The organism is Candidatus Poriferisodalis sp. (genome assembly GCF_965208485.1).
In the GTDB taxonomy this organism is placed as follows: Bacteria; Actinomycetota; Acidimicrobiia; order Acidimicrobiales; family Poriferisodalaceae; genus Poriferisodalis.
The window spans coordinates 4,051,173-4,073,754 of record NZ_OZ242344.1 but is presented as its reverse complement, the minus strand read 5'-3'; the positions used below and the strand labels follow the sequence as shown (position 1 = coordinate 4,073,754).

Here is a 22,582-nt window from a genome sequence, read left to right as displayed (position 1 = left end):
CCTTCGCCCGGTCGTTCACGTGGGGTCATGTGCGCCGGCTGGACCGCGTCGGGGAGCTGGTGTTGGGCCGTGCGTGGGCGACGGGCGCAGCCCCGGCGGCGAAGGCGGTCACGGTCGATGTCGACTCCACGCTGTGGGGGTGCGCAGCGACGCGAAGCACGGCGCCGCGTACGGGCACGGCGGTCGGCTGGGGTATCACCCGCTGGTGGCTTCACGCGACGACACCGGCGAGATCGTGCACTCCCGGATGCGCAAGGGCTCCTCGCAGCGGGGCCATGTCCGCTTGTTCGCCGAGACCGTCAACCGGATGCGCCGCCTGGCGCCCGACGCGGCGCTGAGGGTGCGCGCGGACGCGGGGTTCTTGTCGTGGGGCCTGATCGACAAGCTCGACGCGCTCGACGCCAGGTTCGTGATCGCTGTCGACTCCAACCCCGCCGTCGACAGGGCCATCGCGGCCGTCGACGATGCGGACTGGACCCAGATCGGCTGCACCGACGACGGCGAGGCCCAAGTCGCCGAGACGACGCTCACCAGCGCACGGCGGCCCAACCCCAAGCCCAGCCGCACGGTGCGGCTGGCGGTGCGCCGCACTCGCCTGGTCGGCGCCCAGGCCGACCTGTTCCCCGACTGGCGTCACCACGCCTGCGCCGCCGACATCGACGCCCGGGCGCTCGACGCCAAAGCAGCCGACGCCGCCTGCCGATCCCACGCACGCGTCGAGCTCGCCACCGCCGACCTCAAAGCCGGCGGCCTCGCCCACAGCCCCTCAGCCGGCTTCACCGCCGACGCAGGTCTGGGCGCGTCGAGCTATGGGGAGCTGCGGGACCGCATGGTTGACCTGGTCACTGAGCGCAATCGCATCGAAGGCGAATACCTGGCCGTGGTGGGCGAGCTGACGGCCCTGCACGGCGCCCAGTCGGTCGCCTATGAGCTGCGCGAGCTGACCCGCATGAACGCCTCCCAAGCCCGCTCGGAGTCCCGGCTGGCCCACAGCCTCGCCACACAAGCGATGTCCGACACCGTCGAGGCGCTGCGAGCCGGCCAGATCCACATGTCCCACGCCAAGGTCATCGCCCGCGAAGCCCCCAAGCAGCACCGCCGCAGCGAAGAGAGCTTCCTGGGCCTGTGCCGCGCTTATCCCTCCGACACCGTCGCCCGCCACACCCTGGCCTATGAGAGCCAGCAGGTCTACGCCGACCTCGCCGCCGAGTCCGCCGCCAAGAATCTCGACCCCGTCGACGCAGAGCTGGCCCTTCAACGGCACAAGCGCAAGGTCTCTCTGCGCTGCGGCGACGACGGCATGTGGGACCTGCGAGGCCGCTTCGACTTTCTCGCCGGCCGACGACTCAACCTCGCGCTCCAAGCCGAAGTGCGTTCACAGCGCCAGCACGGCGAGCACCGCGCAGACCACGCGAGCAGACCCGGCGACGATTCCGAAGCCAACACGGGAGACATGCCGCAGCCCACCACCGCGCAGCTCACCGCTGACGCGCTCGCACAACTCGTCTGCGGCACAGCGAACTCGCGACGCTCAGGCACGAGCCTTCTGATCATCGCGGACTACGACGCCACGAGCGACCGGCTCGCCAATCCCCGCCTCGACGACGGCACGCCGCTGTCGGCGCAATTGCTCGCCGAGCACGCCGTTGACGCGAACGTGCTGCCAGCGGTATTCAAGGCCGACTGGAACGAACTGGCACTCGGGCGCACTCGCAACGCCAGCGATGCCCAACGCCTCGTCCTCGCTGCACGCGACGGCGGCTGCATCGGCTGCGAGCTCACCTCAGAGCACACCGAAGGCCACCACATCGACCGCTACGAGACCGGCGGCCTCACCGAGATCCCGAACCTCGCCTCACTGTGCCGGCCCTGCCACAAAGATCTCCACCAACACGGCCGCCAGATCGAGACCTCACCCGACGGCCGACCCCGGCTCCAACCTCCCGAACCCACCGACAACGCACTGCGCAGCCCCGATCCCGGCAAAGAACCGACTGCCGCACAAGGCCCCTAGCAGGCTGGTCGGAAATGGGGATCTTGCCGACACAGCAAGTCCCTGACCTGCGGGTTTGCATCTGGCAAACGCCGAAATAGCGGCTTTCCGACCATCTTCCTAGCAGGCTGCTGAAATATGCAGGTCTGGCGGGAAACGCAAGCCCCTGACCTGCGGGTTTGCAACTGGACACCGCCCGAAAATCGACTTTTTCAGCAGCCTGCTAGTGCCGTGTCAAGCAACCTTCGCTGTGGCGGGGATCGCTGGAGGGCCTGCTCGCAGGCGAAGCGACGGCGCCAGCAACCGCGCAAACGTTTGCTGACGCGGCACTAGTGGTGCGTCGGCAATTTGCACAGGGCCTGCCGAAGCCTGTTTCCGCAGGTCAGCGGGCCGCGACCTGCCCGCAAGAAAACCGCGACACACCACTAGCCGATCGCGCATGCGGTAGGCACCAGTAGCCGCGCTGCCATGCCTAGCCCTGACTATTCACGAGTACGGCTCCGCAGCCAGCTCTGGCACCTGCCTGCTGCGGTGTGCCGCAGCGCACGACGCGTCCTGTTGCGCCTGCCCCAACAGCACCCAGGCGCCGAAGCGCTGCTCGCCGTCGCCCACCCCCGCTGACACCGCGCCCCCCTATCCCAAACCGGCACCCAACCGTCCCCGGCGGGCCAGCCCCAGCACACCCCAACAGCCCCACCCGCACCGGCCCCGCCACCTCACACCGCCAAAAGACGAGCGGGCTTGGGAATGGCTGACGACTCACGACGAGCGCAGCTACTCCTATGTCGACTATGTCGACGCCACGAGCTTCGAGATCATGCGCCGCGAGAGAATCACTGAGGCGCTCGCATTCGGCGGCGACTTCAGCGCCGCAGGATTCGCTGCTCAGCACCACCCTCGCTGTCGCCATGCCGACACGAACCGAGCTGTCAAGCGTGCTTAGCTACACTCGTAGCAACAACAGACGTTTGATCATGGTCTCGGCATGCTGGCGCGAGCGTGTCCGTTGCGCCGGAATCGAATTCACGAGGCAGAACTGAGCGCCAGCTACTCGATCCGGTCCGGCAGTCGCGGAGGGTGCCACCGGTAGCCTGCGGGGCCATGGACATCCGAATCGGCATCACGCACGGCGGCCGCGAGCTCAGCGTCGAGATCGACGACGATTCCGCTGATGACGCCGCAGCCGCGCTTGAAGGCGCGCTGGGAGGCGATGCGACGGTGCTGTGGCTGACAGACCGCAGCGGGCGCCGCGTCGGCGTGCCCGTCGACAAACTGGCCTTCCTCGAGCTGGGTCCGACCGGGGATCGGCGCATCGGCTTCGCCGCGGACTGAGGCATCGATGCGGGCGCCCGCTGATCGGCCCCAGCCCGCACCGCACGCGCTCGACAGCCCGCGCGAGCAGCTGCGCCGGCTCATGGCGTGGTGGTCGCTGCTTGCAGACCTGTCGTTCTCGGACCTGCTGCTGTTCGTGCCTGGGCAGGTGAACTCGCTTGACGAGCTGCCCGAGGACTTGGTGGGGACTGCTCCACACGGCGGCGGCAGTGAAGACCGACCGACGCGCCAACTTGGCTCCAGCGCACAGATCACTGTCATCGGCCAGATTCGGCCCACCACCGGGCGCACGCTGTACCGCGACGACCACGTAGGGCTGTGCGTGACGGCCGGCGAGCGGCCTTTGGTGTCCGAAGCGTTCGCCCGCGGCGAGATCGTGACGGGCGAGGGCCTGCGGGTGCCGGGGGACCGCCGGGCGCGCATCACCGCAGTGCCGGTCACCTTTGACGGCGAGACGATCGCCGTGATGAGCAGCGAAGTCACCCCGCGCTTCACCGACATCCGCGACCCGGGCGAGCTGGAGCGAACCTACATCGCCACGTTCGGGCGGCTCGCCCGCATGATCGCTGACGGGTCGTTCCCCTACCGCGGGATCGACATCGCGGGCGAGGGGGCGCCGCGCGTGGGCGACGGACTGCTCCTCGCGGACGAGACGACACGAATCGGCTTTGCCTCGCCGAATGCCGTGAGCGCGCTGCACCGCATCGGTGTCGGCGGCAACGTTCAGGGGCGGCGCGTACGGGACCTCGATCTGGGCCCCGACGTGGTGGGACGCGCGATGAGCAGCGGCACCTTGGCCGTGGGCGAGGTTGAGCACCGCTCCGTCACGGTGCAGCTGCAAGCGCTGCCGTTGACAGACACCCCGGTGCGCAATGCGCTGGTGCTGCTGCGCGACGTCACCGAGCTGCGCCGCCGTGACCGGCTGCTCATCTCCAAGGACGCCACCATCCGCGAGATCCACCATCGGGTGACCAACAACCTGCAGACGGTCTCCTCGCTGTTGCGCATCCAGGCGCGTCGATTGGAGTCACGCGAGGCCAACCGGGCGCTCGAGGAGGCAGTCCGGCGCATCCGCGCCATCGCTCTCGTCCACCAGACGCTCTCGAGCGAAACCACCGACGACGTGGATTTCTGCGACGTTGCCGAGACGTTGACCGAGACGATGCGCCAGAGCATCACGTTTCCGGAGCGGCCGATCGAGTTCACGGTTGCCTGCGAGGCAGGCATGCTGCGATCCCAGACGGCGACGGCGCTGGCGGTGGTGCTCAATGAGCTGCTGCAGAACGCTGTCGATCACGCCTTCCCCCAGTTGTGGGACATCGAGAACGAAGCGCTCGCCGCTGCTCCGAGCCTCGATGAGAGTCCCATAGGTCGTGTCGACGTCGAGATCACGCGGCCTTCCGCGGATGTGCTGTCGATGGTCGTGCGAGATGACGGGGTCGGGATCCCAGACGGCTACGACACCCAGCGTTCAGGCGGGCTGGGCACCTCGATCGTGCGGGCGCTGTGCGGCGCCGACCTCGGCGGCACCTTCGAGGTGCGACGGCGGACACCGCCGCCGGGCTCGGAAGCCATCGTGCAGACCCCGCTGCGCACCACGACCTGACCGATCTGGGGCCATCTGCCGGACCAGCGAATCAGTGGATGGACGCTCAGTCAGGAGCGAACGCCTGCTCCAGTATCTGCAGCGGGTTGGCGCCCAGCCACAACCCGGCAGCATGTGACGCTGCCATCGCTGCGGACGGCAACATTCACAAAAATTGCAAAATTTGCAAAAGTGACAAAAGGCGCAGCTTGGACTCGGCTACGCTGAGACGGTGGCAAGGAACAACCCGTTCTCGCCGACGTTCGGCACCTCTCCGCCTGCACTGGCAGGGCGAGACGAGATCTTGGAAGACCTCGACGAGGCGTACGAGACCGGACCGATGCACCCCGACTTCACGGTCTTGTTCATCGGCGTCCGGGGTGCGGGCAAGACGGCGATGCTCAATGCCGCTGAGGACATTGTCCGCGAGCAGGGCTGGCTGGTCATCACTGAGCAAGCGAGTCCTGACGGACTCATCGAGCGCCTGACGAACCGGGCTGTCACCCTCTTGGCGGGATTTGCCGGGGAGTCGAGGCGTCGCGTCGGATCTGTGCAGGCTGCGGGCTTCGGCGTCTCGTTCGAGCCTCGTGCCACGACGGAGCACCCACCCGACCTGCGCGCGGCCCTCACCGAACTCGGCGATCGACTCGGGGAGGCCGGCAGCGGCGTGCTCATCACCATCGACGAGTTGCATGCAGCCGATCTCGGCGAAGTGCGCGAGTTCGGCGCGATTCTCCAGCATGTGACCAGACGCGAAGGCCGACCCGTCGCCTTCGCGGGCGCAGCGCTGCCGTACATCGAGGACGACCTCCTCGAAGGCCGAGCGGCCACGTTCTTGCAGCGCTGCTCCCGTTACGACATCGGGCTGCTCGACGCCGCCGCCACCCGCCATGCCCTCAAAGTCCCGATGGACCGATCATCGGCGGCGATCGAAGCGGGCGCACTTGACCGCGCTGTCGAGGCCTCCAACGGCTACGCGTTCATGGTTCAGCTTGTCGGTTTCTACACCTGGAAAGCCGCTCACGACCCGAGCGCAGGGATCAGCGACGCCGAGGTCGCCGACGGCATCGACAGGGCCGAGAGGAGGATCGGCCGCCTGGTCATTGCGCCGACATGGAACGATCTCTCCAACACTGATCGGCGTTTCCTCGCCGCCATGACGGCAGACACTGGCGGATCGTCGCTCGCTGCCATCGCACAGCGCATGGGAGTGTCCACCAGCTACGCCCACGTCTACCGGCGTCGGCTGGAACGGGCAGGGATGATCGCGACCTCTGACAGGAACATTGTGCGGTTCGCTTATCCCACGGCGAAGGCCTGGGTCACCAGCAAGGCCGCGGAGCTGTCGCTGCAGCAGCCCGCTCCATAGCGAATCTGGGCGAGGAACTGCAGGGGAGCCGGCAGCAGCCGACGCGGGCGCGGGCACAGTGTGGGCGCAGCAACGGCATCCTCGGCCGAGCCGTCAGTGTCGACAAGCCAAGGAACTCGCGACGGCGCTGCGTGCTGAGGGCGTGAGCCTGCGCAAGGTTGGCATCGTCCTCGAAGCGGCCGGACTTCGCACCCCCACGGGCAAGTCCGCCTGGTCGCACGCCAGCGTCCAAGTCCTCCTGCGTAGCTTCGAACTTGTCGAGCCTTCGCGTTTTTGTGGGATGGGGCTGCTGGGCTCGGCGGGGTCAGGTTAGGTGATGAGGATGCCGCGGGCTTCGAAGTTCGTGTGGTTGGTGGAGCCGTGGGCTCGGCGGCGCCACGACGTATGGAGTCGAGATCGAGTCATGTCCAAGTTTCCGGTCTGCTGCAGGACTGTTGCCCCATAGGCGGTCGGCAGCGTAGGAGCAGGGCTGCGGCACAGCACGCTCGGTTCACCTTGTTGGTGGTGCTGTCATCCTTGGTCTTGCTGTCATCCTTGGTCTTGCTGTCATTTCGGCCCGCGCACTTCCAGCGTCCCGCCTCCGGCTGGTAGAACCGACCAGGTGGAGCCGAAAGCGCTGCCCGGACCAGCGTCGGAACGCATGTCCAAGCAGCGGTCCCGCGACACGGGACCGGAAAGGCTCATCCGCTCAGCGCTGCACCGGCGCGGTCTGCGCTACTTCGTGCACCGACGTCCGCTGCCTGAGGTGCGCCGCGAAGCCGACTTGGTGTTCCCCCGCCTGCGGGTAGCAATCTTCGTGGACGGCTGCTTCTGGCACGGCTGCCCCGAACACGGAACGAAGCCCCGCCGCAACGCCGAGTACTGGGAGACCAAGATCGCCCGCAACCGCGCCCGCGACGCAGACACCGACGCCCGCCTCGAGACCGCCGGCTGGACCCCTGTACGCATCTGGGAACACGAACCACCCGACGAAGCCGCCGACCACATCGAACAACTCATCCGCGCCCGCGCCCGCGACCTCGCGAACCCCTGACGCCCCGTCTGTTGCGACCACGGATACTCACTATTCCGCGCCAAACATGTAGTAGTTCGCGTGTAAAAGTAGTACTCCATAGTGTGCAAAAATTGTATTCAAGATCGTGCAGAATTAGTATCCTCCCGGCATGACCGGATACATCCCTCGAATGGCTGATGCCAGGATCGAGTTCTTGGCCGAGTCCCCTGCAGCACTGTTTGTCACCGGTGCTCGTGCTACCGGCAAGACGACGACAGCTCGCAGGCACGCAGCGACAGTGATCCAACTGGACAACGCCGAAGAGGCCGCGGCTGTGCGTGCTGACCCCGACGCCGTCCTGCGAGATCTCGAACCGCCAGTCCTGCTCGACGAGTGGCAGTTTGTCCCCGAAGTGCTCAGTGCAGTCAAACGAGCCGTCGACACCGACCGTTCGCCGGGAAGGTTCATTCTCAGCGGTTCGGTCCGTTCTGGCCGCGACCCCGCCCTGTGGCCCGGAACAGGTCGCTTGCTCGGAGTGACCATGCATCCAATGACGGTGCGCGAACAGCTCGGCACGATTGGCGTCGAATTCCTCGATCTACTGCGCGCCGGCGTTGACATCCGGTTGCCAGCGGACCCACCTGACCTGCGTGGCTATGTCGAATTGGCGCTGCGGGGCGGCTTCCCCGAAGCAATCCTCGAAGGCGAGCCCGCACGCCGGGACGCATGGCTCAACGGCTATCTCAGCCACATGTTGAGCCGAGATCCCTCGACACTGGGCGCGTCACCCGACAGCGCCCGTCTCGGCCGCTTCTTCAGCGCGTATGCGCTCAACAGCGCCGGCCTGGCGACGGACGCCACGCTCAATAGCGCTGCTGCGATCAACCACCGGACCGGCACCGCCTACACGCAGCTGCTGAGCGACCTCGGCGTCATCGCTGAGATGCCTCCGTGGCACAGCAACCGGCTCGCGCGACTCGTCAAGGGACGCAAGCGCCTCGTAGCCGATGCGGGCTTGTGGGCAGCAGCGGTCGGCGTCGACATCGCGACCGTGATGTCCAGCGGTGACCTGCTCGGGAGGCTCTTGGAGACCTTCGCGATCAACCAGCTCCGGGCCGAAACGGTGCTGATGACCCGGAGTCCACAGCTCTGCCACCTGCGGGCAGCGGACGGTCGCCGTGAAGTCGATCTGATCGCCGATTTTGGCGCTCGCGGCATCGTGGCCGTCGAGATCAAGGCAACTACTGCGCCAGATGCCGACGATGCCCGCCATCTCACATGGCTCCGCGACGAACTTGGACCGCGGTTCGCAGCGGGCGCCGTGCTGCATGTCGGTCGTCGCAAGTACCGCCTGTCAGACCAGATAGACGCCATCCCCATCTGCGCCCTCTGGGCCTGACTTACGGCGATACGGTGCACGAGTACGCCCACAATCGGCCCTGAAGGGCACAGTCGAGGCGATGCCGATGCAGAACTTCACTGCTGTTGTCGAACGTTGCGCCGACACCGGCCTCTTCGTCGGCTACGTCCCGGGATTCCCGGGTGCGCACTCCCAAGGCGAGACGCTCGAAGAACTCAACCACAACCTCAAGGAAGTCATCGCGATGATCTTCGAGGACGGTGCCTGTCGCAGCTAGCAGGCTGCTGAAATATGCAGGTCTGGCCGGAAGCGCAAGCCCCTGACCTGTGGGTTTGCAACTGGACACCGCCTGAAAATCGACTTTTTCGGCATCCTGCTAGCTGGTCACACGCGGGCCATGCTTGTCTCCACCATGAGCGCCGAGTGGTTGCGCCGATTCGCTACTGAGACGGCAGTTCTGGCGCTGCAACAATCGGGTCGTCATCTCGTGCTAGGCGCCAAAACGCACCATCGATCACGACGGCAGGACCTTCGCCGGGCAGGGCCGGGTAAACGCGGCTCGTAACGGTGTCTCCAAGGCCAGGTACGGACAGACCCAGGGCTTCTGCGACCAGCTGATGGCGCTCGTACTGACCCAGGATGATGATTCCTTCCGGCCGAAGATCGCTGCGAGCACCACCATTGCCACGCAATCGCTTCATGTAGTCAACCTGTTGAGCCACCGTCGCAACGATTTCCCTTCGGATGATCGTGCGCTGCACCAGCCGACACAGTCTTCGGACGCGCTCGGCACCCGATCCACCAGCCATGATCTCGTCGGTGACACCCCGCTCCAAGTGCAGCAGCGTGTTCTTGGCAAGTACGCCACAACTGAAAATCCAGCAGACGGCCTTCCGGCCCTCTCGGTTTAGCGTCGCCTTGGAGTCGCGGTTCGAGCCGCTCAGGAGTTCGTCCTTGGCGCGCACCAAACCCATTTTCCAGCGTGACGCCTCATCGCTCGCCCAGAGGACCATACATATCTCGCCGCGGGCCTCCGGCGGGATCATCCACCGACCTTCATCTTGAGAGTACTTGCAGTCGACGTCGAAGCCCGCGATGTTGAAGTCCTGCGTCTCGCCGTCATCGAAATCGAATTCGCGTTGCATGTTGATCTCGACCAAGGTCCCGCAATGTGTCTTTTCGGTCCTTCGCCTTTTTGTGGGATGAGGGGCGGTTGAGGGTCCGCTTGTAGGGGTCGAGGCCCTGCTGGGATCGGTGTTTGAGAGACGCCGAACCCCAGGGGGCCTCGATGAAGCGTGATGTTATGTCGGTGCGGCTGTGGCTGCCGCGTATTGAGGTGCTGGAGGTCGCGGTCGACGCGCCTTTGGAGCTGGTGGTGCGGGTGCGCTCGGCGGTGCGTCGCCCCGAGTGCCCGGGTTGTGGGACGCCGAGCGGGAGGGTCCATGACCGCCGGGACCGCGAGATCCGCGACTTGGAGGTGTCGGGCCGGCCGACCACGTTGGTGTGGGATCGGCGGCGGATGGTGTGCGAGCCGTGCGGGCGGCGGTTCATGGAGGACCATCCGGCGTTCGAGGGCAGCGTCACGGCGCGTCTGGCGCGGCGGGTGGTCCAGGACGCACGCGCGATGACGGTCAACGCGGCAGCCAAGCGCCATCAGGTGGGCTGGAAGCTGGTCAATGCTTTGGTGGTCGCCTATGCGGGGCTGGTCGCCGGTCATCGACGCCGCCGACGGTGCCGTGTTCTGTTGGTGGACGAGACCTCGATCCGCAAGCGGCACCGCTATGTGACGGTGCTCGTGAACGGCGACACCGGCGAGGTGCTCGCCATGGTGCCGCATCGCAACAGCCAAGCCCTGTCGGGGTTTCTGGCTGCTCAGGGCCACAAATGGTGCAAAGGCGTCAAAGTCGTGGTGTCCGACGGTTCCAAGGCATACAAGGCCGCCATCGAGGCGCGGCTCGGCCACGCCCGCCACGTGCTGGACCGGTTCCATGTGATCCGATGGTTCGCCGCCGGGCTGACCGCGGTGCGCCGAGACGTGCAGCGCCGCCCCGAAGGCTCCAAGCCTGTGTTCGACCGCGACGTGTTCCGGGCCAGGTTCTTGCTCATGAGACGGCCCGACAAGCTCGACGCCGCCGAACGCCAACGGCTCGAGGAGCTGTTCGCCGCCCACCCGCGGCTCAAAGCCGCGTGGGACGCGCTCGGCGAGCTGCACGGCCTCTATCTCGCCAAGGACCGAAAGGGCGCCCTCGAAGCGCTCGACCGGTTCGCGGACATCTACGGCACCGGGCTGATCCCCGAGTTCAGCGACACAGTCGACACCTTCTTGGCGTGGCACCCCCAGATCCTCGACTGGCACCAAGCCGGCCGGCCCAGCAACGGACCCATCGAAGGAACCAACAACCTGCTGCAGATCCTGCGCCGCAAAGCCCACGGCTTCACCAACTACACGAACTTCGAAGCCCGCGGCCTGCTACTAACCTGACCCCGCCGAACCCAGCAGCCCGAATCCCACAAAAGGACGAAGGCTCGTATTGCAAGACCGGCCATCATGACCGAACACTCGCAACCACCAGTGGAGTTCGCCAACACACTCAACGAGATCAAGAACAACCAACTCCGTACACGCGCACTCATGCCCATCACTGAGAACAACCCTGACTTCTCGCGCATGCACGGATACCGCCAAGACAGCGAATCGCTCAACAGCGATTTCGAACGGCGGCTGATTGCGGGGCGCGCCAACGCCGTCACCCGCGAACGATTCCAACTCGAACTCACCGGCTATCAGCAGTCCTGCTGCATCAGAGCGCTCGCCTGCTACATGATCGAGAACAAGACCAGCAAGCTCCGCGAGTGGTTCGGCGAGCACGAACTCCCCGACTACGTCATCAAGTCCAGACTAAGAGCCGGTCTCTGACGAGGAAAGTACCTCCCCGGACCAGCCCGAGTCCTACAGCGCCAGCGTGCCCGCTGAGGTTGAATCCGTGACGCCACAGCGCGACACGTCCCCCACACCGCATCGGTAGCCTCCACGCGGTGCCGAATCCGACGCAAACAGCCGCCTCAGATCACTGAAGCGGAGAAACGCGCCACGTTTCGCGCCACCCCCGGCCCGAGAGCGCTGGCGCGAAATTGCATATGCGCAGGTCAGCCAGTTGCGCGACATGGCGTCTGAAGGCAATTGCACGCAAATTGGAAAGGGATTTCGTCCAAGTTGGAAAGCTGCCTTCAGCTGCGGTTCGCGAAACCGCAGGTCAGAGGCTTGCACCCACCGACGTGACGGAACTGCCCGGCGCTGACGTGTCCGAGCTAGAGAGTCTTAAACATGCTGGTCACAGCGTCGCGACGTTCAGCGCAGCCTGCGGGGACTGTTCCTCAAGGTGCACCCGCGGGTGGACACGAGTTCCAAACTCCTCAGCACCTATGCGGATTTGCGGGCGCTTCATCGTTGACGCACACGCCTGAGCGCGCTGGCGAAGCGCTACCGCGAATGGGCGTTGATGTCCAGCGAGAATCGAATGCGCCGCCCGCGATGCACGCTCCCTGCGGCAGTCGTGACCCGCGGACGGAGCGTTGCTGTAGTGCGTCGGGGCGAGGAACTAGGCGACCATGCCTTGAGCACTCCGGCGATCGTCTCCGCTGGGAAATGCCACGTTTCAGCGGTATCGGGAAGAAGCCGCGCAGGCAGTTGCGGGTTGGGTGGCACCGGAGGCTCGGCTTTCGGAGGAAATCCCCACTTGCGAGCGAGCATGAGACGGACGTCCCGTATCTCGATCGTGCGACTTCCTCTGACCGCGACCTCGACCTTGACGGAGTTCTGCGCGTAGCCGTATTCCCATGTCGGCGGGTTGGGTGACTCCTCGGAGGTCACGCGCACCCGCCATCGCCAGTAGAACCAGTACTTCAGGAGGTTCAGCAAGACGGTCGCCAGCCCGACAGCTTCCACGACGAGATCCTATGGAGCAGATCCTCAGCCGCTCTCAACTGCCAACCCGACCGCAGGGGTGTCCGAGTTAGCGCACCCGAGCTTGATCTGCCCGACACGGGAACAGCTTGCAGGGGGTCGACCACGATTGAGCAGCGTCGCCCAGTTCGCATGGAGTGGTGAGGCGAACCGAACGAGTGCTCAGTAGCTTCGCGGCGTGGCGACCTATGAGACCTATCGCGGGCTAACTCTGCCCGAAGCCTTGCTGGAGCTTGTCGAGCATCACGGCAACGCACGCACCCGGCATCTGAGCCAGTACGAGTGCAAGCTGCTTGAGGTCGCCGCCGACTGGTTGGACCGCAACGGGTGCCGCATCCATGTGCCGCAGTAGCGGCAGCCCGACGGCGAACACTCCACTCATCGGCAGAGTGTCACCCTTTCACAGTGCGTTGCCGAGGACATTCTCTCTTTCGCGCACGGGTGCGGAGTCCCGTGTCCGTCCCGTCCGCGGCGGCAAGTCCGGTCGCCTGACAGATTTCGTTTCTCGCCACCGCGGACGGGAAGTGCCGTGGTCTACGGCAGTTGGAGGACTGCGTCCGGAGCATCAGGGCGAAGCCCGAGCTTGTGCTTGAGCAATTCGCCGGTGGCGTCGCGTGTTGATGTTCTGGTGATGATGTCGTTGCCGAGGATGCAGATGCCTTCCCATTCGGGGTTGTCCTTGCGCCAGTCCACGTCAGCGAGAGCGCTGAGGGCATCGAGGCTCGCGCCTCGCTCTCTCAACACAGCGCCGACGCGTCCGAGTGCCCACAGGACCAGCGTGTACGAGGACAGGTAGTCCTGGCGTGCTTCGACCGCGGACATGATCCCCTCAGCGATTTCCGACCAGGGCTGTACGAACTCCGTAGTGCGCTTCCAGAATTCGATTGCGTAGTCACGTGCTTCGGCGACCGTCGCTTCGTCGGCGTCCTCGGGGATGTCGCCCAGAAGCTGCGTGTTGGCTCGCTGCAGTCCCGACAGCGTGGCGAAGTTGCGGTTCCTCACCGACAGCGACACGCGTTCCTTGTCGGTGCGACCCCGAAACAGCGGCACCGCCTTCACGCAGTCCATCGTGATCTGATTGATCGGCAAACGGTGGTCATAGAGGATGTCGAGCGACTTGGACGTCTTGTGGACCGTGCGGTTCAGGTCGCTGAAAATTTGCTGGCTGCGCTTAGTGCCGCCGTCGGGCAGCACGACTACAGAGATGGAGTCATTCTTGAGCGTGGGGTCGTCGCGCAGCGCCCGCTCGATACCAGCGATGCGATGCTGACCATCGTTGACGATGTAGTCCGCTTCCGCAGGCAGGTGGAGCCAGCCGATGTCGCTGTCGCCGCCGATCGGCTCGAAGTCGAACTTCTCGACGCCGACCGAAACGGTCACTGCCGAGAAGATGTAGTCCTCGTGACTCAAGATGTAGTCGGCGATCTCGGGCACACGCCGCGTCTTCAGCTCTCGCTGAGTGCGGTCCTCGGCTGCGAGCAGCGGCATGTTGGCGGGGTCGAAGGTGAACACCTTGACGACGATCCCGAACGGCAGCGAGGTCGTGAAGTACTCGGTCTTGCCCATCTTGCCCCGCGTGGCGGGCACCCTAAAGGTCGCTTGCATTGAGGTAGGCATCTGTCTGTGTCCTTTCTGAGACAAAATATGTCTCTAGGGAGTTGTGTATATGTATTTTACACTGTATTTCCGATGTACACAGCTCACAACTCGATAGACGCGCCAATTCTCGATTTCTCAGCAACGGTGCGGGTTCCCGCACTCCCATGCAAAGAGCGCTACCCGATCAGATCGCGCGGCGAACACACCATGCCCCTGCCACGAGCGCCTCTGGCAGCGCACCGTCACGGAGTCGCATGCCCAGACGCGAACAAGGGCAGTGCTAGGAGCGGAGCGAACGGTTCCCCAACACCGCCGCGGCGAGACGCTCAGCGTACGAATTCACGACAGTCGCGCCGGAGCTGCCCGGCGCAGGAACGGCTTGGGCTGCTGGTTAGCGAAAGCAGAGCGGTCGCACGATGCGTTCCATGCACCGAGGCAGGTCGACAGTACGTCCGGTGTGATGTTGCTGACTGGTCTGGTCGCGCGGTCGGCTCTTCGCAGAGGGCGGCGCGACAGCACCGAACGCCGTAGAACCGCTGTGTTTACTGGGGTTTCGGCAGTTGCGAACTACCGGTGTGAAATTCAGTTTGTCCACAGGTTCAGTGTGTCCATAATCGGTTTATGGAGACCGCTACGCGCAACTTCGGACAGCTTGACGCGGGCAGCTTGCTGGTGGATGCCGCAGCGACGATGACTCGGTGGGATGCCTTGGTGGGTCTAGGGGTTGGCGCGCGCCAATCTGCGCAGACTTTCAGCGCTGTCGAATCCACGCTCGGGCGTTTGGACCACTCGCATTCCTTGTCGGCGATCGGATCGTGGCGAAGCGACCTGGGTCGCATGTCGAACTCGACACTCGGACTCGACGCTCACCTGCTCGGACGTCCTGGCGTGCACGTCGAGCACATACTGAGCAAGCTCAATGCGCTCGCCCGGGCTGGCGTCGTGACGCGGTATCGCGTCGATCCGACGGACCTCGTGGACTCAGAGCATCTGGCTGTGCTGATCGCCAACGACTGGTACCTGCCATTCGAGGCAACCGACGCAGAGATCCGTGCTGTTGTCGAACAGTTCGAGCACGACAAGGCTGGCGCGAACGAGCGGATGTGCCGCCTGATCCGGGACCACCTCGACCGGATCGAAACTGACATCGTGCAGCAGTCCCCACATCGCGAGTCGATCCTGCGCGAAGCGTTCGCGGCACATCGAGAAGGACGCTTCAATCTGTCGATACCAGCGATCCTCCCCCAGATCGACGGCATCTGGCACGAACGCTGCGGGCACAATCTGTTCGGAAGCGACATACGCAAGGTCGTCGCAGCAGCCCAGGACCCACAAGTCAAGGGCGGCATCATCGCACGACTGCTGCAATCCCTGACCAACCCGGAATGGAAGCTCCGGCAACCGCGAAGAAAGCGGGCAGCAGGCTTCGTCGCCCTAAACAGACATCAAGTCCTGCATGGCGAGGTGACTGACTACGGCACGGAGGAGAACAGCCTCAAAGCGATCGCACTGCTGCATTTCAGCAGCTTCGTTCTGCCGTCACCAGCGGACTGATCGCTCGGCTATCAGAGCGGCATCCGCTCGATCCACCATGCCAACGCCATCATCGCAGCCAGATACGGTGCCTGAGCGCGCATGTTGTTGACAGCGTGTGCAGCCGGTCGGAGCCAGTCGGGGTGATAGACGGTCAGTTTGCCGCTGGTATTCGTGTCCTTCGCGCCCGGGAGGCGAAGTCTGCGTTGGTCCGGCTGCGCGGGAACGTCACCGGACTGCTCGATCCGAATGAACCTGCCGATCCTCTCGTCGCTGCGGTTGACGAGTGCTCCGACCAGATTCAGCGAGAACCATCCCGCAACCGCGACAACTGTCCAGAGAATCGAATTGGTCCTTCGCCTTTTTGTGGGATGAGGGGCGGTTGAGGGTCCGCTTGTAGGGGTCGAGGCCCTGCTGGGATCGGTGTTTGAGAGACGCCGAACCCCAGGGGGCCTCGATGAAGCGTGATGTTATGTCGGTGCGGCTGTGGCTGCCGCGTATTGAGGTGCTGGAGGTCGCGGTCGACGCGCCTTTGGAGCTGGTGGTGCGGGTGCGCTCGGCGGTGCGTCGCCCCGAGTGCCCGGGTTGTGGGACGCCGAGCGGGAGGGTCCATGACCGCCGGGACCGCGAGATCCGCGACTTGGAGGTGTCGGGCCGGCCGACCACGTTGGTGTGGGATCGGCGGCGGATGGTGTGCGAGCCGTGCGGGCGGCGGTTCATGGAGGACCATCCGGCGTTCGAGGGCAGCGTCACGGCGCGTCTGGCGCGGCGGGTGGTCCAGGACGCACGCGCGATGACGGTCAACGCGGCAGCCAAGCGCCATCAGGTGGGCTGGAAGCTGGTCAATGCTTTGGTGGTCGCCTATGCGGGGCTGGTCGCCGGTCATCGACGCCGCCGACGGTGCCGTGTTCTGTTGGTGGACGAGACCTCGATCCGCAAGCGGCACCGCTATGTGACGGTGCTCGTGAACGGCGACACCGGCGAGGTGCTCGCCATGGTGCCGCATCGCAACAGCCAAGCCCTGTCGGGGTTTCTGGCTGCTCAGGGCCACAAATGGTGCAAAGGCGTCAAAGTCGTGGTGTCCGACGGTTCCAAGGCATACAAGGCCGCCATCGAGGCGCGGCTCGGCCACGCCCGCCACGTGCTGGACCGGTTCCATGTGATCCGATGGTTCGCCGCCGGGCTGACCGCGGTGCGCCGAGACGTGCAGCGCCGCCCCGAAGGCTCCAAGCCTGTGTTCGACCGCGACGTGTTCCGGGCCAGGTTCTTGCTCATGAGACGGCCCGACAAGCTCGACGCCGCCGAACGCCAACGGCTCGAGGAGCTGTTCGCCGCCCACCCGCGGCTCAAAGCCGCGTGGGACGCGCTCGGCGAGCTGCACGGCCTCTATCTCGCCAAGGACCGAAAGGGCGCCCTCGAAGCGCTCGACCGGTTCGCGGACATCTACGGCACCGGGCTGATCCCCGAGTTCAGCGACACAGTCGACACCTTCTTGGCGTGGCACCCCCAGATCCTCGACTGGCACCAAGCCGGCCGGCCCAGCAACGGACCCATCGAAGGAACCAACAACCTGCTGCAGATCCTGCGCCGCAAAGCCCACGGCTTCACCAACTACACGAACTTCGAAGCCCGCGGCCTGCTACTAACCTGACCCCGCCGAACCCAGCAGCCCGAATCCCACAAAAGGACGAAGGCTCGTCTTTTCGGTCTTGTACAGCTGGTCCCAGCGGTACCGTCCGGTGCGCACACCGTCGTAGAGCTGATCGAGCGTCTGCCTAAGCCCCGATCCACCGGTTCGGTTGGGCTGGTGGGGGTTTGCGTCCACCAGAAAGGCCTCCTGACGTGGCATTTTGCCGGTTGTGAGAACGCGGCGTGATGCCATGACGGGAGGCACTTTCTGTGAGCGATGATACGCGGTTGTTGGACCGGGTCGAGGCAGTGTTCGACGAGGGCTCTTTGGTGGGGGACGCGGGTCTGCTGGCGGTGGGCACCTTGGCGGGCCGGCTGGGCTTGGAGGGCTTGATCGACGAGACTGTGCGTCCGCCGGCGGCGGGCCGCGGGTCGGGAGCGAAGGTGCTCACGGCGGTGTGCTCGATGCTGGTGGGCGGGTCGTTCTTCTCTGACGCGGATCGGCTGCGGGCCGGCTCGGCTGGGTCGGTGCTGGGGTTCGCGCCGGTGGCGCCGTCCACGCTGGGGACGTTCGCGAGGTCGTTCTCGTGGGGTCATGTGCGCCAGCTCGACCGCGCCCAGGAGCTCGCGTTGGGCCGTGCGTGGGCTGCTGGGGCCGCCCCGGCCGCGGAAGCGATCACGGTCGACATCGACTCCACGCTGTGCGAGGTGCACAGCGACGCGAAGCACGGCGCCGCGTACGGCCACGGCGGGCGGCTCGGCTATCACCCGCTGGTGGCGGCCCGCGACGACACCGGTGAGATCGTGCACTCCCGGATGCGCAAGGGCTCCTCGCAGCGGGGACACGTCGATTTCGCCGCGGAGACCTTGGCGCGGGTGCGCCGCCTGGCGCCGGGCGCGGCGCTCACGCTTCGAGCTGACGCGGGGTTCTTCTCGTGGGACCTGATCGACAAGCTCGACGCGCACGGCACGAGGTTCCTGATCGCGATCGCCCGCAACCCTGCTGTCGACAAGGCGATCGCCGCCATCGGCGACGACGACTGGACACCGATCGGCTACACCGACGACGGCGAAGCCCAGGTCGCCCAGGCCACGCTGACCAGCGGCCGACGCGCTGCGGGCAAGCCCAAGCGCACGGTCCGCCTCGTGGTGCGCCGCACCCGCCTCGTCGGCGACCAAGCCGAGCTGTGGCCGAACTGGCGCCACCACGCGTTCGTCACCGACATCGACGACGACGAGCTCGACACCAAAGCAGCCGACACCGCCTACCGCGCCCACGCCCGCGTCGAACAAGCAATCAAGGACCTCAAAGCCGGCGGCCTCGCCCACAGCCCCTCAGGACGGTTCGCGGCCAACGCCGCCTGGCTCGCCTTCGCCGTCCTCGCCCACAACATCGCACGCTGGACCGCGCGCATCGGCCGGGTCCACGAACCCCGCAAGCTCACCGTCGCAGCCACCATCGCCCGACGCCTGCTCAACATCCCCGCCCGGCTCGTCAACCGCAGCGGCCGACCCACCCTGCGGCTGCCCGCCAAATGGCCCTGGGCAGCCCAGTTCACCGCCGCGCTGCGACACATCCGCAACCTGCCCCAGCGCTGCTGAGCAAACCCCAGCGCCACGCAGCGCCGCGCAGCACACCCCAGGCGCAGCACACAAACCAACCCCCGAGCCGACGCCGACCAACCACGCGTCCGCCCAGCCCTCACCCCGCCCCCACGACAAACCGCGCCACCGACATCCCGCCCAACCCGACACCGCACACCCCACCGGTGGATCGGGGCTAAGCACCCGAGCTGTGCGTTGGCCACCCGGATCTAGGCCCCGCAGCGCAACAGCCACCTCTGTCAAATCAGAATCGGGGTCGGGCTCTGCTTCCGGGACCTGCTCCACGTCGCGGGTCTAGCGATGTGAGGCCTGCGCCGTCAACCCGGTTGCAGCGCCTCAGCGATGTGCAGTGCTATGGCGCGTGCCATCAGCGGCGGGACTGCGTTCCCAATCTGGCGAGCGATTTCGATCTTGGTGCCTTCGAAGATGAAGGTGTCCGGGAAGCTCTGCAGCCGCGCCGCTTCGCGGTGAGTGATCGGACGATCAGCCTTCGGGTGGAGATAGCGCCCCTTCTCGGGCTTGTAGAACTCGGTTCGAATCGTCTGAGCTGGCCGATCCCACCACAGACGGCCCATGACATCCGTGGTTCCCGTCGGCTTGTTGGCCCAGCAAGGTGGCGTCAGGTCCGGCCGTTCGCGCTGTAGGTCAAACCGGTTGCCACCTTCGGGAATGGCCTGATAGCGCTCCAACGAAGTTGGGCGCGGGTTGCGCTTGATATGGAGGTCTTGCAGGTCTCCGCGCATCACAGGCTGACCCGTCGTCGGCGTTTCGGGCAGGTCGCCGATGGCATCGCCCACCGTCCGGAACGGCAGCTGGCCATGCTCGACGACACCGTGGGTGGCAGGTGGCGGCCATTCGACGCCTTGACCGAGGATGCCCACGAGGATGCCTCGGCGGCGCGTCTGGGGCACGCCATAGTCCGCTGCATTGAGCACCCCGTATCCGAGTCCATAGAGCCGCAGGAACGAGTCCGACCCAAGGCGGCGCAGCAGTTCTTCGAACTCCGCCGATTTCTGGAACTGAGGCACGTTCTCGATGACGAAGGCCAGCGGTCGCACGACAGCGATCGCCTCTAGGCAGTGCTCCCAGAGCCCATTCAGCTCAGCGCGCGATTCCTCGTCGCGATCCCGGCCGAGCGGCGAGAACCCTTGACACGGCGGTCCAGCCAAGATCACATCGGCCCTCGGGTACGCGGCCGAGTCAAAAGCCTCGATGTCGCCATCGAACACGGTCACGCCGAAGTTCGTCTTGTAGGTGCGCGCCGCCGCCGCATCGTGCTCGACGGCGAAGTCAGACGCAACACACCGGCCCGGAGTCCTTGAGACGCGCGACGGCGTCTTCGACGTCGGCGTGTTTTCGCGTGAGCTTGTCGAGCTGGGCCGGCGGCGTCGGTGAGGAATCCTCAGCAGCGGAAGTTCTCCGACTCGAACAGGCTGCGCTGCGCGTCCGGGTGCAGCGGCTCGCGTCGGAACATCAGCGGTGTCCGTTGTGGCCGGCCTGACAGGTCCACCAGATCGGTCAGCTCCGCGACATGGGCTTTGGGGTGCCGCTGGTTGGGGTTCGCCACAGCAGCGATCCAGCGTCGGGGATCGCAGCGGGCAGCCGCGATAGCGGCGTCGGTGCCTGCGGTGGCCCGAGCGGACACGAAAAACGTCACGCTGCGGTCCCCGCATGCCTCAGCGACACGCGCCGAGCAGCCGCCGGCGCCCGCAGCACCATCTCGCGTCCCCCCAGCGCCGCGGCGTCGCCCGCGCGGCGGCCTGCGGCGTCCTCGTCGGGCAGCACCGATATCGCAGCGTCGAGCACCTCTACGCGATCGGCGACGTCGCCCGAGCGCAGCTTGACCCACAGCGGCTCGCCGCCGCCGGCCAAGCACATCATCGGATGAAACCCGTAGCCGCCCTTGCAACGAGGCGCGGCGCCCTGCTTGTCCTCCGAGCGGACCTCCCGCCAGCGCCGAGCCGACATCGACCGCCAACAGTCCCCGGCGACGACGCTGGGACCACGCCTCAGCGCGCGAGGCCGCCGCGGCCCCCCACAACGCGCCCAGCGCCGAGCCGCCGACGCCGCGCAGCACCCGATACAGCGTCGAGCGCGACCCCACCGCCCCGAATAGCTCCCGCTGAGAACGCAGATGCTCGATATCTGCGCACGCCCCCGCCGCCAGCCAGCACCGACAACAGATGAACCAACAACACGCCCCGGCCATGAACCGGCGCCCACTCGCCCCGCCCAAGCACCGCCGCCGACAACGCCCCGGTCAGCCCCACCCAGCCCGCGAAACCGCCCAAAGCGAACAACCCCGCACCCCACACCACCCGATCCCCGCCACCAGCCAGACGCGCATTCGCCACACTGCTAAATCCCACCTCGAAGACGCCCCCTGAACCGCCCGACACAAACAACAACAACAACACCCATCATCGCAGACCAACAGAACTCTTCCGCGAACCACCACAGCCCAGCCCACCAGACTCACGCACAATCAAGGCTAGTGGTGTGTCGCAGTTTTCCTCCGGGCATCATGCATCTCGCTGACCTGCAAGAATGGGCTTGCTTCAGCCCCAGCCATTTCAGCGACACACCACTAGAGGCGGGCGGCGTGCGCTGAACATCCCTTAGATCTAGAAGGTTTCCTCCGTAGGAACCGCGCGGAAGAGCAACAACCCGCCAGTCGTCGCACCGGGACGGCTGTAGTGCAGACTGCTATGCAATGGGTTCATCGACGGTTACCGCGAGCCGGTCATGACGCGCAGATACTGTTGACCGAAGCCACTTGGCCGGCTGCGAGATTGACGCCTACCGGCTGATCAGGGTCATGACGCGCAGATATTGTCGACCGAAGCCACCAGCGAGCTAACCCTTGTGATAGGAGCGCCCGTGAGGTTGATCAAGTGGACAGCTCAGATGTGACGCTGCACTGCGATTCGATGGCGTTCATGGACCTCACCTGCGGGCGCATCAACCCTGAGGGCCCGATCGCTGCGGGACAGGTGACGTGGTCGGGTGATGCCGAGCTCGGCGCGCACGCCGCCCGCAACCTGCGCTTCACGATGTAGTCCCTCGCCAAGGCCTGATCTCGATAAGCCCCGTCTCGATAAGCCCCGTCTCGATAAGCCCCGTCTCGATAAGCCCCGTCTCGATAAGCAAGGAGCACCCAGATGTCAGAGACATCCCTGCCAGTGCGGCACCTGTTCAGAATGGACATCGATGCCGACCTGTCGAATGCCACTCGGATCCGCGGCGGGCCCGCAGGCACCCGGATGGTCGCCTCGGTCGACAGCGGCACCGTCACCGGCGAGCGCATCAACGGCACCATCCTGGGCCCGTCGGGCGACTGGCTGTACCGATCGGCCGACGGCACGATGCACCTCGACGTGCGCATCTCGATCCGCACCGACGACGAGGTCGACATCTTGATGGAGTACCAGGGGAAGATCTACCCTGACGGCACGCCGCGCTCCGCGCCCACCTTCCAGACATCCATGGAGGGCCCGTACAACTGGCTCAACAAGATCCAGGCCATCGGCATCGGCTCGATCGACGGCGGCAAGCTTGCCTACGAGGTCTACGAACTGCTGTAGCCCGTTGGCGCGCCCGCCCGCGCCCGTTCCGAGTC

At 65.7% G+C, this 22,582-nt stretch carries 24 protein-coding genes; 15 read left to right on the top strand and 9 right to left on the bottom strand.

The window, feature by feature from the left end; genetic code table 11:
* Positions 1-139 precede the first annotated feature (139 nt).
* Entirely contained in the window at positions 140-2,014 is a 1,875-nt protein-coding gene (locus ACOGXQ_RS18670) for a transposase (protein WP_419945105.1), read from the top strand.
* A 465-nt stretch (positions 2,015-2,479) separates the two neighbouring features.
* Here ACOGXQ_RS18670 and ACOGXQ_RS18665 read toward each other — a convergent pair whose 3' ends face one another.
* On the bottom strand, positions 2,480-2,617 hold the full coding sequence (locus ACOGXQ_RS18665; RefSeq protein WP_419945104.1) for a hypothetical protein: 138 nt from the start codon (positions 2,615-2,617) through the stop codon (positions 2,480-2,482).
* A 477-nt stretch (positions 2,618-3,094) separates the two neighbouring features.
* On the opposite strand from ACOGXQ_RS18665, the gene ACOGXQ_RS18660 reads away from it, so the two are divergent.
* The 6 genes from ACOGXQ_RS18660 to ACOGXQ_RS18635 all read left to right on the top strand — a co-directional run bounded on the left by ACOGXQ_RS18660 (position 3,095) and on the right by ACOGXQ_RS18635 (position 8,910).
* Entirely contained in the window at positions 3,095-3,325 is a 231-nt protein-coding gene (locus ACOGXQ_RS18660) for a DUF3107 domain-containing protein (RefSeq protein ID WP_419945103.1), read from the top strand.
* A gap of 7 nt (positions 3,326-3,332) precedes the next feature.
* Positions 3,333-4,931 carry a sensor histidine kinase gene (locus ACOGXQ_RS18655; RefSeq protein WP_419945102.1) on the top strand — a complete coding sequence of 533 codons (1,599 nt, stop codon included), beginning with the start codon at positions 3,333-3,335 and terminating at the stop codon, positions 4,929-4,931.
* A gap of 211 nt (positions 4,932-5,142) precedes the next feature.
* Positions 5,143-6,279 carry an AAA family ATPase gene (locus tag ACOGXQ_RS18650; protein WP_419945101.1) on the top strand — a complete coding sequence of 379 codons (1,137 nt, stop codon included), beginning with the start codon at positions 5,143-5,145 and terminating at the stop codon, positions 6,277-6,279.
* A 640-nt stretch (positions 6,280-6,919) separates the two neighbouring features.
* Positions 6,920-7,312: a very short patch repair endonuclease gene (locus ACOGXQ_RS18645; protein ID WP_419947429.1), complete on the top strand. Its 393-nt coding sequence runs from the start codon at positions 6,920-6,922 to the stop codon at positions 7,310-7,312.
* A gap of 151 nt (positions 7,313-7,463) precedes the next feature.
* Positions 7,464-8,672, top strand: coding sequence for an ATP-binding protein (locus ACOGXQ_RS18640; RefSeq protein ID WP_419945100.1), 1,209 nt, complete (start codon positions 7,464-7,466; stop codon positions 8,670-8,672).
* A 67-nt stretch (positions 8,673-8,739) separates the two neighbouring features.
* Entirely contained in the window at positions 8,740-8,910 is a 171-nt protein-coding gene (locus ACOGXQ_RS18635) for a type II toxin-antitoxin system HicB family antitoxin (protein WP_419947428.1), read from the top strand.
* A 163-nt stretch (positions 8,911-9,073) separates the two neighbouring features.
* Here ACOGXQ_RS18635 and ACOGXQ_RS18630 read toward each other — a convergent pair whose 3' ends face one another.
* A complete protein-coding gene (locus ACOGXQ_RS18630; protein ID WP_419945099.1) occupies positions 9,074-9,793 on the bottom strand; it encodes a NaeI family type II restriction endonuclease in 720 nt (239 codons plus the stop codon).
* A 128-nt stretch (positions 9,794-9,921) separates the two neighbouring features.
* Here ACOGXQ_RS18630 and ACOGXQ_RS18625 point away from each other — a divergent pair, with 128 nt between their 5' ends.
* Both ACOGXQ_RS18625 and ACOGXQ_RS18620 read left to right on the top strand, forming a co-directional pair.
* A complete protein-coding gene (locus tag ACOGXQ_RS18625) occupies positions 9,922-11,115 on the top strand; it encodes an ISL3 family transposase (RefSeq protein ID WP_419943792.1) in 1,194 nt (397 codons plus the stop codon).
* A 66-nt stretch (positions 11,116-11,181) separates the two neighbouring features.
* A complete protein-coding gene (locus tag ACOGXQ_RS18620) occupies positions 11,182-11,550 on the top strand; it encodes a hypothetical protein (protein WP_419945098.1) in 369 nt (122 codons plus the stop codon).
* A 564-nt stretch (positions 11,551-12,114) separates the two neighbouring features.
* On the opposite strand, the gene ACOGXQ_RS18615 is transcribed toward ACOGXQ_RS18620, so the two are convergent.
* Positions 12,115-12,579, bottom strand: coding sequence for a hypothetical protein (locus tag ACOGXQ_RS18615; RefSeq protein WP_419945097.1), 465 nt, complete (start codon positions 12,577-12,579; stop codon positions 12,115-12,117).
* 196 nt (positions 12,580-12,775) lie between these two features.
* On the opposite strand from ACOGXQ_RS18615, the gene ACOGXQ_RS18610 reads away from it, so the two are divergent.
* Positions 12,776-12,949 (top strand): hypothetical protein, encoded by a 174-nt coding sequence (locus ACOGXQ_RS18610; protein ID WP_419945096.1) that lies wholly within the window; start codon positions 12,776-12,778, stop codon positions 12,947-12,949.
* 182 nt (positions 12,950-13,131) lie between these two features.
* Here the strand turns inward: ACOGXQ_RS18610 and ACOGXQ_RS18605 are convergent, their stop codons facing one another.
* Complete coding sequence (locus tag ACOGXQ_RS18605) at positions 13,132-14,214, bottom strand: DNA sulfur modification protein DndB (RefSeq protein ID WP_419945095.1); 1,083 nt, start codon at positions 14,212-14,214, stop codon at positions 13,132-13,134.
* Positions 14,215-14,817: 603 nt separating this feature from the next.
* On the opposite strand from ACOGXQ_RS18605, the gene ACOGXQ_RS18600 reads away from it, so the two are divergent.
* Entirely contained in the window at positions 14,818-15,750 is a 933-nt protein-coding gene (locus ACOGXQ_RS18600) for a hypothetical protein (protein WP_419945094.1), read from the top strand.
* Positions 15,751-16,186: 436 nt separating this feature from the next.
* Positions 16,187-17,380 (top strand): ISL3 family transposase, encoded by a 1,194-nt coding sequence (locus tag ACOGXQ_RS18595; protein WP_419943792.1) that lies wholly within the window; start codon positions 16,187-16,189, stop codon positions 17,378-17,380.
* On the opposite strand, the gene ACOGXQ_RS18590 is transcribed toward ACOGXQ_RS18595, so the two are convergent.
* Positions 17,372-17,578 (bottom strand): NaeI family type II restriction endonuclease, encoded by a 207-nt coding sequence (locus ACOGXQ_RS18590; RefSeq protein WP_419945093.1) that lies wholly within the window; start codon positions 17,576-17,578, stop codon positions 17,372-17,374. The two genes, ACOGXQ_RS18595 and ACOGXQ_RS18590, sit on opposite strands and share 9 nt — an antisense overlap.
* A gap of 50 nt (positions 17,579-17,628) precedes the next feature.
* Between ACOGXQ_RS18590 and ACOGXQ_RS18585 the strand changes: the two genes are divergently transcribed.
* Positions 17,629-18,960 (top strand): IS1380 family transposase, encoded by a 1,332-nt coding sequence (locus ACOGXQ_RS18585; RefSeq protein WP_419943892.1) that lies wholly within the window; start codon positions 17,629-17,631, stop codon positions 18,958-18,960.
* 320 nt (positions 18,961-19,280) lie between these two features.
* Here ACOGXQ_RS18585 and ACOGXQ_RS18580 read toward each other — a convergent pair whose 3' ends face one another.
* The 4 genes from ACOGXQ_RS18580 to ACOGXQ_RS18565 all read right to left on the bottom strand — a co-directional run bounded on the left by ACOGXQ_RS18580 (position 19,281) and on the right by ACOGXQ_RS18565 (position 21,332).
* Positions 19,281-20,198 (bottom strand): DNA cytosine methyltransferase, encoded by a 918-nt coding sequence (locus ACOGXQ_RS18580; protein WP_419945092.1) that lies wholly within the window; start codon positions 20,196-20,198, stop codon positions 19,281-19,283.
* Positions 20,199-20,365: 167 nt separating this feature from the next.
* Complete coding sequence (locus ACOGXQ_RS18575; RefSeq protein ID WP_419945091.1) at positions 20,366-20,620, bottom strand: hypothetical protein; 255 nt, start codon at positions 20,618-20,620, stop codon at positions 20,366-20,368.
* Positions 20,617-20,931 carry a hypothetical protein gene (locus ACOGXQ_RS18570; protein ID WP_419945090.1) on the bottom strand — a complete coding sequence of 105 codons (315 nt, stop codon included), beginning with the start codon at positions 20,929-20,931 and terminating at the stop codon, positions 20,617-20,619. Before ACOGXQ_RS18570 ends, ACOGXQ_RS18575 begins: the two co-directional genes overlap by 4 nt.
* 41 nt (positions 20,932-20,972) lie before the next feature.
* Entirely contained in the window at positions 20,973-21,332 is a 360-nt protein-coding gene (locus ACOGXQ_RS18565) for a hypothetical protein (RefSeq protein ID WP_419945089.1), read from the bottom strand.
* 525 nt (positions 21,333-21,857) lie between these two features.
* Here ACOGXQ_RS18565 and ACOGXQ_RS18560 point away from each other — a divergent pair.
* Both ACOGXQ_RS18560 and ACOGXQ_RS18555 read left to right on the top strand, forming a co-directional pair.
* Positions 21,858-22,022: an SCP2 sterol-binding domain-containing protein gene (locus tag ACOGXQ_RS18560; RefSeq protein ID WP_419945088.1), complete on the top strand. Its 165-nt coding sequence runs from the start codon at positions 21,858-21,860 to the stop codon at positions 22,020-22,022.
* A gap of 102 nt (positions 22,023-22,124) precedes the next feature.
* Positions 22,125-22,547, top strand: coding sequence for a DUF3237 domain-containing protein (locus tag ACOGXQ_RS18555; protein WP_419945087.1), 423 nt, complete (start codon positions 22,125-22,127; stop codon positions 22,545-22,547).
* Positions 22,548-22,582 lie beyond the last annotated feature (35 nt).

What these genes read in the sequence shown, in the direction of transcription:
- ACOGXQ_RS18600 (WP_419945094.1), top strand. Translation starts at nt 14,818, where the DNA reads ATGGAGACCGCTACGCGCAACTTCGGACAGCTTGACGCGGGCAGCTTG.
- ACOGXQ_RS18555 (WP_419945087.1), top strand. Translation starts at nt 22,125, where the DNA reads ATGTCAGAGACATCCCTGCCAGTGCGGCACCTGTTCAGAATGGACATC.
- ACOGXQ_RS18590 (WP_419945093.1), bottom strand. Translation starts at nt 17,578, where the DNA reads ATGCCACGTCAGGAGGCCTTTCTGGTGGACGCAAACCCCCACCAGCCC.
- ACOGXQ_RS18645 (WP_419947429.1), top strand. Translation starts at nt 6,920, where the DNA reads ATGTCCAAGCAGCGGTCCCGCGACACGGGACCGGAAAGGCTCATCCGC.
- ACOGXQ_RS18625 (WP_419943792.1), top strand. Translation starts at nt 9,922, where the DNA reads ATGAAGCGTGATGTTATGTCGGTGCGGCTGTGGCTGCCGCGTATTGAG.
- ACOGXQ_RS18620 (WP_419945098.1), top strand. Translation starts at nt 11,182, where the DNA reads ATGACCGAACACTCGCAACCACCAGTGGAGTTCGCCAACACACTCAAC.
- ACOGXQ_RS18595 (WP_419943792.1), top strand. Translation starts at nt 16,187, where the DNA reads ATGAAGCGTGATGTTATGTCGGTGCGGCTGTGGCTGCCGCGTATTGAG.
- ACOGXQ_RS18635 (WP_419947428.1), top strand. Translation starts at nt 8,740, where the DNA reads ATGCAGAACTTCACTGCTGTTGTCGAACGTTGCGCCGACACCGGCCTC.
- ACOGXQ_RS18660 (WP_419945103.1), top strand. Translation starts at nt 3,095, where the DNA reads ATGGACATCCGAATCGGCATCACGCACGGCGGCCGCGAGCTCAGCGTC.
- ACOGXQ_RS18570 (WP_419945090.1), bottom strand. Translation starts at nt 20,931, where the DNA reads ATGTCGGCTCGGCGCTGGCGGGAGGTCCGCTCGGAGGACAAGCAGGGC.
- ACOGXQ_RS18605 (WP_419945095.1), bottom strand. Translation starts at nt 14,214, where the DNA reads ATGCCTACCTCAATGCAAGCGACCTTTAGGGTGCCCGCCACGCGGGGC.
- ACOGXQ_RS18655 (WP_419945102.1), top strand. Translation starts at nt 3,333, where the DNA reads ATGCGGGCGCCCGCTGATCGGCCCCAGCCCGCACCGCACGCGCTCGAC.
- ACOGXQ_RS18640 (WP_419945100.1), top strand. Translation starts at nt 7,464, where the DNA reads ATGGCTGATGCCAGGATCGAGTTCTTGGCCGAGTCCCCTGCAGCACTG.